Here is a 9,757-nt window from a genome sequence, read left to right as displayed (position 1 = left end):
TAGACAGCACGCCCCGGCTTCTTGTGACAAGCCCGTTCCCTGGGTCCTGCCGCACCGTGCGGCGCGGTGGTGGAAAAAGGAGCCGGAGTTCTGTCACACGGAGCTTGGTCACCCGGTCTCAGTGGCGTAGGCCGAACCGAGCAGTGGAGGAAATGATGAAGGTAGCGGTCATGGGCGGCACGGGGATGATCGGTTCCCAGGTCGTCAAGGATCTGCGGGAGGCCGGACACGAGGCCGTGGGGTACTCCCGTTCCTCGGGCATCGACCTCACCACGGGCCGGGGCGTGGCCGAAGCCGTCGCCGGCGCCGACGTCGTGGTCGATGTGACCAACTCACCCACCTTCGACGCGGCCTCCGTCGACTTCTTCCGCTCCTCGGCCACCCACCTGGTCGAGGAGAGCGCGAAGGCGGGGGTCGGCCACCTCGTCCTGCTCTCCATCGTCGGGGTCGACCTGGTTCCCGCCATGGACTACTACAAGGCGAAGGTGGTGCAGGAAGAGATCGTGAAGTCGGGTTCCGTGCCGTACTCGATCGTCCGGGCGACCCAGTTCATGGAGTTCATGCGGTTCCTCGTCTCCACGGCGGCCGAGGAGACGCCCGTGCGCATGCCGTCGACCCCGGTGCAGCCGATCACCGCCCGGGAGGTCGCCGCGGTCGTCGGGGAGATCGCGGTGGGTTCTCCGCTCCAGGGCACCATCGACCTCGCGGGTCCCGAGGTGTTCCCCTTCGACGAGCTCGGCCGGATCACGCTGGCGGCCGGGAACGACGACCGGGAGGTCGTGACCGACGACAGCGCCGGCATGCTCGCGGTCGTTCCGGGCGACGCGCTGACGGCCAAGGAAGGGGCCCGTCTCGCCACCACGCGCTACCGGGACTGGCTCTCCTGAGGGGCGGTGCTCGCGGCGGCGCCGCGCAGGGCCGTGCCGGCTCCCGGGCGGCGGGCGCACTCGCCCCCGCCGCGGGCCGGTGCTCTCCTTCCGTCCGGCCGGGCGGTCAGGTGGCCACCTCACGCAGCACGGTCAGCCTGTCCACCACGGCGGCGGACGAGGCGAAGACCTCACGCGGCAGCGGACCGCGCCCCGCGAGACTGTCGAGCACCTCGCCCGCCGGCCCGGACAGTTCCGCACCGTTCGGCGGTGACACGGTGGTCACCCGGATGCTGTCATCCACGTGTGTGATCTCGTAGACACCGTCCGGACTCCCCTCCAGCGCCACGGTCGTGTGGACGTACCGGCCCTCCCAGCCTCCGGGAGCCGCCGCCGCGAGCAGCCCGTACATGAGGGCGACCCTGAACTCGCCCTCCGGGCAGGAGGGTTCGCGGCCCATGGCCAGGAGGATGTCCCTCTCGTGCATCCAGGCGTCCCACAGGGTGTGCGCGGAGGCCACCGACCAGTGCACCTGCCGGCGGAGCTGCCCGGCCACGGGCCGCGGCGGATCGACGTCCGCCCGGTGCTCCAGCAGGCGTGCCTCCTCCTCGACCAGCAGTCGAAGCTCGCGCAGTGTCTCCCGCGGTGTCTGCCCGGCCGAGGCTGTGAGCCACTCCAGGGGCGATGTGGGAGGGCTGAAGGGCTCCTTCACCTCGAAGGGGGCGGGCGGGCCGCCCAGGCGTGCCACGTGCAGGGCGGCGACGTCCCGTACATGCCGTACGACGTCGTGCGCCGACCACAGGGCGCACCGGGTGGGCGCGTGCCAGGCCGACGGCTCCCACGCGGCCACGGTGGCCAGGAAGCGGCGGCGCTGCGACCGGAAGGCCGCGAGGACGGCGCCGGGGCCGCCCGTCATCCCCTCCCGCTCGCCGAGGACGACGGGAGACGGGTCGTGTCCCAACGGGTCGTGTCCCAAGACGAATCGGTTCCTTCCACGTGAGGTCCTACGTTTCCTCCGGACGGGCCGGCCGGTCGCCGGCGGCGACCGCACGCGTCCAGGCCAGGCGGTCGAGCTGCCCCGCGCGGGCCGCGCCGTCGCCGAGGACGGCCGCCGCGTGCGCGCCGTGCTCGAAGAGCACCTGCCACTCCGGCCAGGCGGGCCGGCGTTCGGCGAACGGGGAGAGGAGCTGCGCGGTGGTGAGGATGTGCCGGTGCCGGCCCGCCGCGGCCATCACCGGCAGGACGCCCGCCCAGTGGGTCCGCTCGGCCGTGAGCCAGGCCTCGGCCTCGGCGTCCGTGTCCGGTGTGAAGGGCGGTGTCTGCCCCGTCCACGGTTCCGGGGCGTCGGACGGGGCGAAGAAGCGTCCGGCGACCGCCGCGGAGCGAAGCAGCCAGTCGGCCATGCGGGAGCGCACGGCGTCGACGACCTCGGCCGGCTCCTCCTGCGTCAGCCGCTCGCGGGCCAGGAGATGGACGAGGTCGTGGAATCCGTACCGTCCCGAGACGGAGCAGCCCTCCAGCAGTCCCATGTCGACCAGGGACTCCAGGGTCTCCCCGGTGTCCGTCACAGGGGTGCCGGTCAGGACGGCGGCCAGTTCGGTACCGGTCTGGCGCCCGGGGGCCAGCGTGAGCCGGCGCAGCAGCGTCCGTCCCGGTTCGTCGAGCTGACCGTAGGACAGCGAGAGGACGTTGCGCACGGCGAGGTCCCCCGCGACCAGTCCGCTAAGCCGGCGTCTGTCGTCGGTGAGCTGTTCGGCGAGCCGGGCCGGTGTCCAACCGGGGCGGCTGGAGAGCCGGTTGCCGACGATCCGCAGGCACAGGGGCAGTCGGCCGCAGAGCTGGGTCAGCCGGCCGACCGCCTCGTCGTGTCCCTCCGTGCGGTCCTCGCCGACGATGCGCTCCAGCATCGTCGCCGACTCCTGTTCGCTCATCTCGCCCAGCCGGACGCGGTGGACCCCCTCCAGTCCGGCCAGCGGCCGTCTGCTGGTCACCAGGGCGTAGCTGCCGCCCGGGTCCGGCAGCAGCGGTCGTGCCTGGGCCTCGTCGGCCGCGTCGTCGAGGATGACGAGCATCTTCCGGCCGGCCAGCGCGGCACGGTAGAGGGCCTCCCGGGTACGTACGTCGGCGGGGATGTCGCCGGGTGCGTGACCGAGCGCCGAGAGCAGCAGGACCAGCGCCTCGGCGACCGGGAGCGGGGCGTCGCTCATGCCGTGGAGCTGGACGCACACGCAGCCGTCCGGGAAGCGTCCGGCGAGGCGTCCGGCCACTTCCGCCGCCAGAGTGGTCTTGCCCTCGCCTCCCGGCCCGAAGAGCACCGCGGTGCGGACCCGGGGCTCCCTGTCCTGGTCGGGGACGGGCGTGAGGAGCCGTTCCAGGGTTCCCATTTCCCGGTCGCGTCCGGTGAAGTCCGGCACGGTGCGCAGCATGAAGGGCGGCGCCGGCGCCGAGGCGCGCGCTCTGCCCGCGTCGGCCAGGCGCTGCAGGGAACCGCGCTGTTCGGGGTCGAGGCGCAGCGCGTCCGCGAGGGCGTCGACGGTACGCCGTTGCGGGCCGCGGCTACTTCCGCGTTCCATGTTGCCGAGTCCCCGTACGCTGACCCCCGAGGCCTCGGCCAGCTCCTCCAGCGTCATGCGGGCCGTGTGGCGCAACGAGCGCAGCATGACGCCGAACGCGCTCGTCGCCTGGGTGCCGGCGGTCACAGCGGGTCCTCCTCAGGGGCCGGCGCCGGGTGCGGGGCGGCCGGCAGGCGTACGTGGAACCGGGTGTCGCCGGGGACGGAGTGCACCCGCAGGCTACCGCGGTGTCTGCCGACCACGATCCGCCAGGCGATGTCCAGGCCGAGTCCGGTGCCCTCGCCGACCGGCTTGGTGGTGAAGAAGGGTTCGTAGATGCGGGGAAGGACATCGGCGGGGATGCCGGGACCGGTGTCCCGGAACTCCACCAGCACATGATCCATGTCGCGGGCCGTGCGCACGGTCAGCGTGCCTTTCCCGGACATGGCGGAGACGGCGTTGTCGATCAGGTTCGTCCACACCTGGTTCAGCTCGCCCGGGTAACCCGGCACGCCGGGCAGTGTGCGGTCGTAATCCTTGACGACCTTCACACTGGCGCCGAGCTTCGCCGAGAGCATGAGCAGGGTGCTGTCCAGCAGCGCGTGCACGTCGGTGACCTCGTAGGGCGCGCGATCGAGACGTGTGTACTGCTTGGCCGCGTCCACGAGGCGGGAGATGCGGGTGGCCGCCTCCTCGATCTCGCCGGCGAGCAGTTCGGCGTCCACCGTGTGGTTCAGCCATGTCACCGCGTCCGTGAGGCAGTGGGTGTCGACCACGCCGGCGAGCTCGTCCAGCCAGGCGGTGTCCAGGCCCGCCTGGGCGAACGCCGACGCCGCCCGCCAGCCGTCCTCGACGCCGTGCTCCTCCAGCCAGTCGATGAGCGCGTCCTCGCGGTCGGAGACCTCGAGCGGACCGAGCGCGGGGGGACCACCGGCCAGTTTCCGGGAGGTCCGCTGCCGGATCTCCGCCAGCGTCCGGAGGGTGGCCCGCGGGTCCGGTCCGCCGAGCGACCCGAGTGCCTGCCCCATGCCGGCGAGGCGCTCCCGCAATGTCGCGGAGGCGCGGGCCGCGGCCGTGGCCGGATTGTTGATCTCGTGTGTCAGTCCCGCGGACAACGCTCCCAGGCCCAGCAGGCGTTCGCGTTCCCGCACCGTCTCCTGGATGTGCCGGTTGCCGTGCAGCAGTCCCTCCAGCAGGTGGACGGCCATGGGGAACCAGTCCTTCATGATCGAGCTGAAGGACCGGGCGCTCAGCAGAAAGAACCGCGCGGGGCCGGCGACCTGTACGGAACCGCTGTAGCAGGCCCGTTCCGGTTCGTCGGTGTACGCCTGCAGGGCGCCGAAGTACGCGCCGCGGTGGTCAGTACGCGTCACCTCCACCTCGACGCCGTCCACCCGGCGGTAGAACACGAGCGTTCCCTCGAGGAGGACGTAGAAGCAGGTGGCGGGGTCTCCTTCGCGGCAGATCCAGCCGGGTTCGAAGGTCTCCACCCTGCCCTCGCGGCAGAGCCGCGCCAGCTGCTCGTCGTTCAGCTTCTCGAAGAGGAAGAGGCTCCTCAGCTCCTTCTCGTCGCACGCCGTGACGGCTCCGCTCATGACTGCTCCAGGTACCGGTGGACGAACATGACAGCCATGGCCCCCTCGCCGACCGCCGAGGCGACCCTCTTGGCCGAGTGGGCGCGCACGTCACCCGCTGTGAACACCCCTGGCACGCTGGTCTCCAGGTGGTAGGGCGGCCGGTCCGGCTCCCATCCGGTGAGCGGCCACCTTCCGTCCGCCGTCAGGTCCGGTCCTGCCAGGACGAAGCCGTGCTCGTCGCGGAGCACGCTGTCCGCGAGCCAGTCGGTGAGCGGGACCGCGCCGGCGAAGACGAACAGCCAGTGCGTCTTCACGGTCTCGGCGCGCCGCGTCGTCGTGTCGCGGAGGGTGAGCTCCTCCAGCCGGCCCGGGCCGGACGCGGTCTCGACGACCGTGGTGGTCCGCACCGTGATGTTCGGTGTGCGCTCGATCTGCTGGATGAGGTAGTGCGACATGGTGGCGGTGAGCGACGGTCCACGCACCAGGAGTGTCACGGAGCCGGCGCCGCGGGCCAGATGCACGGCCGCCTGGCCCGCGGAGTTGCCGCCGCCCACGATGTACACGTCGTCGCCCTGGCACTGGGCGGCCTCCGTGAGCGCCGAGCCGTAGAAGACTCCGCACCCGGTCAGTTCGGCCGTTCCCGGGGCGTCCAGCCGGCGGTACGACACACCGGTCGCCAGGATCACACTGTGTGCGGCGACCGCGGACCCGTCCGAGAACCGCACCGTGCGCGAGGGGCCGGTCACCTCCAGCGCCGTCACCTCACGCGCGGTGAGTGTCTCGGCGCCGAACTTGGCGGCCTGCCGCCGGGCGCGATCGGTGAGCTGGGCACCGGAGACGCCGTCGGGGAAGCCGAGGTAGTTCTCGATGCGGGAGCTCTGCCCGGCCTGGCCGCCGGTCGCCGAGCGCTCCACGAGGACCGTCCGCAGGCCCTCCGACGCGCCGTACACCGCCGCACCGAGGCCGGCGGGCCCGCCGCCGACGACGACCAGGTCGTAGAAGTCGGCAGCCGGTGTGGTCGCCAGTCCCACCTGTGCCGCGAGGTCCCGGTCCTCCGGCTCGAGCAGGGTCGTGCCGTCCGGGGTGATCACCAGGGGGAGCCGCTCCCCGTCCTGGCCGGCGGCCGCGAGCAGCCGCGCGCCCTCCGGGTCCCCGGACGAGTACCAGCGGTAGGGGACCTGGTTGCGGGCCAGGAAGTCACGTGTCCGCGAGGAGCGTGCCGAGAAGCGGTGGCCCACGACCCTGGTGACCGGCGGGGGCCGGTGGTCGGTCACCCGCCAGGCCGCCAGCAGGTCGTCCAGAACCGGATAGAGACGTTCCTCCGGCGGGTCCCACGGTTTGAGGAGATAGTGGTCGAGGTCGACGACGTTGATCGCGTCGATCGCCGCGTGGGTGTCCGCGTAGGCGGTCAGCAGGACGCGCCGGGCACCCGGGTACACGTCGAGTGCCTGCTCGAGGAATTCGATCCCGTTCATCTTCGGCATGCGGTAATCGGCGACCAGCACGGCCACCTGGTCGCCGCGGAGCTTCAGTTCCCGCAGCGCGGTCAGCGCCGTCTCACCGGACTCGGCCCTGACCACACGGTAGGAGTCGCCGTAACGGCGGCGCAGGTCACGGGCGACGGCACGGGACACTCCGGGGTCGTCGTCCACGGTGAGGATGACGTCGTGTGTCGTTTCCGCTGTCTGTGCCATGCTCTCCCCCAGGGCGTCCGAGCCGCCTCGACGATGGTCCGGCGTGGCGACAGGTGTCGCTCACGGGCTTCATGTGGTCGGTCTTTGGTTCGACAGTTGTCGATTCAGGTTTCCCCAGGGCACAGGACGCGTCCCGGGGGAACCTCCGGTCGCCCGGTTTCGACGGGCGGCACCGGTTCAGGCGCCGTTGGCCTGCTGACCGGCCTTGGCGAGGATCTTCTCGGCATCGTCGACGGGCGGGTAGATCCACAGCGTGTTGATCTGCTCCTTGACGGTTTTCGCCTCCGCGCCCGTCAGTCGCACCGTGCGGTCCCAGCCCTCGGCGACCACGGCTCCGGCGGGTCCCAGGTCGAGGCAGGTTCCGTAGGGGTCGGGAGCGAACGGCACCAGCTCCGTTCCCAGCAGCTCGGCCGCCGCGTTGTGTCCGGCGCACTTGCCCATCGGCTGGGCGTGCTGACAGCTCTGCATCGTGCGGTGGCCGCCCTCCACGACGGCCACGGCGGTGTCTCCGGCCGCGTAGACGTCGGGGACACCGGTCACCCGCAGGTGCCCGTCGACGGTCAGCCGACCCAGCCGGTCGCGTTCGGCCGGGATCTGGGCGGTGAGGGGGCTGGCGACCATGCCGGCCGTCCAGACGACGGTGGCCGCGGGGATCACCTCGCCGTCCTCGAGGGTGACCTGGTGCGGGGTCATCGAGGCCACCGTGTTCTCCAGGCGCCGCTCGATCCTCAGCTCGTCGATCGCCTTCTCGATGTGCGGACGGGGCCCCTCGCCGAGTTCGGGACCGAGCACGTCGGCGCGGTCGACCACGACGATCCGGACCTCCTCACCCGCGCCCTCGGGGTCGGCGACGGCGTGCAGCCGGCCGTGCAGTTCGGCGGCCAGTTCCAGACCCGTGAAGCCCGCTCCCACCACGGCCGCGGTGTAGCGGCCGGCGGCCTGTGGACGCCGCGGCAGGCGGCGCAGGTGGTGGTCGAGCGCGGCCGCCGCGGGAAGCGTGTCCACGTCGAAGGCGTGCTCGATGCCGGGCAGACGGCCGGGACGCAGCAACTTGCTGCCGGTGGCCAGCACCAGCTTGTCGTACGTCAGTGTCCGCTGCTCGCCGTTGCGGTCGACGGCCCGCACGGTGTGCTCCTCGGTGTCGATCGCCGTCACCGTCGCGGTCGTCCTGCGGACACCGATGGGACCGAGGACGCGGTCCAGCGGGATGCGCTTCTGTTCGGGGTCGTCCTCGTACAGCCGCGGGCGCACGACCAGGTCGTCACCGCCGCTCACGAGCGTGACGCGCAGTTCCTCGTCCGTTCCGCCGGCCCGGCGCGCGGCACGGACGGCCCCCGCCGCGCTCCAGACCCCGGCGAAGCCGCCACCGACGACCAGGATGTTCTTCATGCGTCTTCCCCTCGGAATCACATTGTTGCGTACGTAATGCCGCCACACTTCCCAACGTGACACTAAATATCCTGGACAAAAATTGTCAAGAATTGAAGTGTGGCTGTGATCCCACTGTCGGGTCCGGAGCGGCGCGGGCGAGGGAACAGTGTGCCCGCGCGGGTCGGCCGGAACGGGACGGCGCGCGTCCACCGCGCGGGCAGACGGAAACCCCCACGCGCCCTTCGTACGGCACGTACGGGGGTGGGCAAGGGGCATCCCGTCCGGACTCATGTCATCTCTGCTCCCGCTTCTGGTGTCTCACTCTGGAGACCGGGGAGCGCGCCGGATTGTGACAGGGGGCCGTGGCGCCCGGCTCCCGGAACGGCCGGTGACCGGGCGGCGCGACGGCGGCGGGGCCTGCGCGGACTCAGCCGAGTGCGGCCCTGACGGCCTTGCCGATGTGCGGGGTGCGGTCCAGTTCCTCGCGGATACCGGCGAGCGACTGGGCCTGCAGCGCCTCCCGCCAGGCGTGGTCCGCGCGCCGCATCGCGGCCCTGACGGCACAGGCGTCCGTGGGGGGCGGCGACAGCTCGCCGACGCTGCCGCGGCAGCGGATCTCGCAGCACTGGAAGAGTTCCGCGTCCCCCTCGATGGCCTCCACCACATCGCGCAAGGTGACATCGGTGAGGGGACGGGCCAGCCGGAAGCCGCCCCGCGGTCCGGGGACGGAGGTCAGCAGGCCGGCCCGCACCAACTGCTGGAGGTGTTTGTTCAGGTAGGACGCCGGCAACGCGTGGGCCTGGGCGAGCCGGCCACTGCCCACGGGGCCCCCTCCGAGCATGTCGAGATTGAGCAGGGTGTGGAGCGCCCACTCGACGCCTTTGCTCGTTCTCATGACGTGGACATTCTATGTCCTGGATCGCGTGGGCGGAAACACCGGCGGGCAGGACGCCCGACGGTACAGCAGCGCACCCCGCTCCGGGCGGCACTGGGCTCGTCGCGCCGCCCGGAGGCGTTCCAGCAGGCCGACCACCACGTCGGCGTCGAGACCGACGCTCCAGCTGATGCTGTCGAGCGTCTGATCGGGAAACCGGTCCAGATGCGCCATGACCATGTTCTCGCGCACCATGCGTCTTCGCCGTACGCCTGTCACAGCCGCGGCCGCCATGAGCACGGCCCCCGGGCACACGAGGCCGAACAGTACGACAGAAATCACGCGGTCCTCCCGGGTTTCCGGCCGGCCGTCACGGGCCGAGCACTCATGCCGCCGCCGAATCCGGCGCGTCACGGAGCCGGCGCACCCGGCGCCGGACCATCGCGCGGCGTTCCCCTTCCGTGGTGCCGCCCCAGATGCCGTCGGCCTCGTCGTGCCGCAGGGCCCAGGCGAGGCACTGCTCCCGTACGGGGCAGCGGCGGCACACCGCTTTCGCCCGGTCGGTCTGAAGCAGCACGGGGGCACTGCCGCAGTGACCGACGGGAAAGAACAGATCGGGATCCTCGCCTGCGCAGATCGCCTTCTCATGCCAGTCCACGATGAACCTCCTGAGTTCGCAGAGAAGACCGCACGGCAGACGGGAGTGTGACACGTCGGCCATGAGCGATGCGGGGCTTGGGGACCGGCCCGGAATTCCACCGGCGTGTCCCATGCGAACCGGCCGCGAGAAACACACTGTGCCACGGTTTGCCGTGTTCCTCTT

General features: G+C 71.7%; 9 protein-coding genes. 1 reads left to right on the top strand and 8 read right to left on the bottom strand.

Annotation, left to right across the window (positions count from 1 at the left end; genetic code table 11):
* Positions 1 to 155 precede the first annotated feature (155 nt).
* Positions 156 to 887, top strand: a complete 732-nt coding sequence (locus ACH5AO_RS37010) for an SDR family oxidoreductase (protein ID WP_398932515.1) — start codon at positions 156 to 158, stop codon at positions 885 to 887.
* A gap of 106 nt (positions 888 to 993) precedes the next feature.
* Here ACH5AO_RS37010 and ACH5AO_RS37005 read toward each other — a convergent pair whose 3' ends face one another.
* From ACH5AO_RS37005 to ACH5AO_RS36970, 8 genes are all read right to left on the bottom strand, one after another.
* Positions 994 to 1,842, bottom strand: coding sequence for a maleylpyruvate isomerase N-terminal domain-containing protein (locus tag ACH5AO_RS37005; RefSeq protein WP_398932514.1), 849 nt, complete (start codon positions 1,840 to 1,842; stop codon positions 994 to 996).
* A 28-nt stretch (positions 1,843 to 1,870) separates the two neighbouring features.
* Positions 1,871 to 3,565, bottom strand: a complete 1,695-nt coding sequence (locus ACH5AO_RS37000; protein WP_398932512.1) for a helix-turn-helix domain-containing protein — start codon at positions 3,563 to 3,565, stop codon at positions 1,871 to 1,873.
* Positions 3,562 to 5,013, bottom strand: a complete 1,452-nt coding sequence (locus ACH5AO_RS36995) for an ATP-binding protein (protein WP_398932510.1) — start codon at positions 5,011 to 5,013, stop codon at positions 3,562 to 3,564. The genes ACH5AO_RS37000 and ACH5AO_RS36995 overlap by 4 nt, the downstream gene beginning before the upstream one ends.
* Positions 5,010 to 6,689 (bottom strand): FAD-dependent oxidoreductase, encoded by a 1,680-nt coding sequence (locus ACH5AO_RS36990; RefSeq protein ID WP_398932509.1) that lies wholly within the window; start codon positions 6,687 to 6,689, stop codon positions 5,010 to 5,012. Before ACH5AO_RS36990 ends, ACH5AO_RS36995 begins: the two co-directional genes overlap by 4 nt.
* A 177-nt stretch (positions 6,690 to 6,866) precedes the next feature.
* Positions 6,867 to 8,078, bottom strand: coding sequence for an NAD(P)/FAD-dependent oxidoreductase (locus tag ACH5AO_RS36985; protein WP_398932507.1), 1,212 nt, complete (start codon positions 8,076 to 8,078; stop codon positions 6,867 to 6,869).
* Positions 8,079 to 8,487: 409 nt separating this feature from the next.
* Entirely contained in the window at positions 8,488 to 8,955 is a 468-nt protein-coding gene (locus ACH5AO_RS36980; protein ID WP_398932505.1) for an RrF2 family transcriptional regulator, read from the bottom strand.
* 12 nt (positions 8,956 to 8,967) lie between these two features.
* Complete coding sequence (locus ACH5AO_RS36975; RefSeq protein ID WP_398932503.1) at positions 8,968 to 9,189, bottom strand: hypothetical protein; 222 nt, start codon at positions 9,187 to 9,189, stop codon at positions 8,968 to 8,970.
* A gap of 130 nt (positions 9,190 to 9,319) precedes the next feature.
* Entirely contained in the window at positions 9,320 to 9,592 is a 273-nt protein-coding gene (locus tag ACH5AO_RS36970; RefSeq protein WP_398932501.1) for a WhiB family transcriptional regulator, read from the bottom strand.
* Between the last annotated feature and the right edge of the window lie 165 nt (positions 9,593 to 9,757).

Origin of the sequence: Streptomyces sp. NPDC018964, from assembly GCF_044390325.1 — a bacterium.
Lineage (GTDB): Bacteria > Actinomycetota > Actinomycetes > Streptomycetales > Streptomycetaceae > Streptomyces.
The sequence above is the reverse complement of the archived record's forward strand: the minus strand, read 5'-3'. Positions and strand labels throughout refer to the sequence as shown.

What these genes read in the sequence shown, in the direction of transcription:
- ACH5AO_RS37010 (WP_398932515.1), top strand. Translation starts at nt 156, where the DNA reads ATGAAGGTAGCGGTCATGGGCGGCACGGGGATGATCGGTTCCCAGGTC.
- ACH5AO_RS36990 (WP_398932509.1), bottom strand. Translation starts at nt 6,689, where the DNA reads ATGGCACAGACAGCGGAAACGACACACGACGTCATCCTCACCGTGGAC.
- ACH5AO_RS36975 (WP_398932503.1), bottom strand. Translation starts at nt 9,189, where the DNA reads ATGGTGCGCGAGAACATGGTCATGGCGCATCTGGACCGGTTTCCCGAT.
- ACH5AO_RS36985 (WP_398932507.1), bottom strand. Translation starts at nt 8,078, where the DNA reads ATGAAGAACATCCTGGTCGTCGGTGGCGGCTTCGCCGGGGTCTGGAGC.
- ACH5AO_RS36980 (WP_398932505.1), bottom strand. Translation starts at nt 8,955, where the DNA reads ATGAGAACGAGCAAAGGCGTCGAGTGGGCGCTCCACACCCTGCTCAAT.
- ACH5AO_RS36995 (WP_398932510.1), bottom strand. Translation starts at nt 5,013, where the DNA reads ATGAGCGGAGCCGTCACGGCGTGCGACGAGAAGGAGCTGAGGAGCCTC.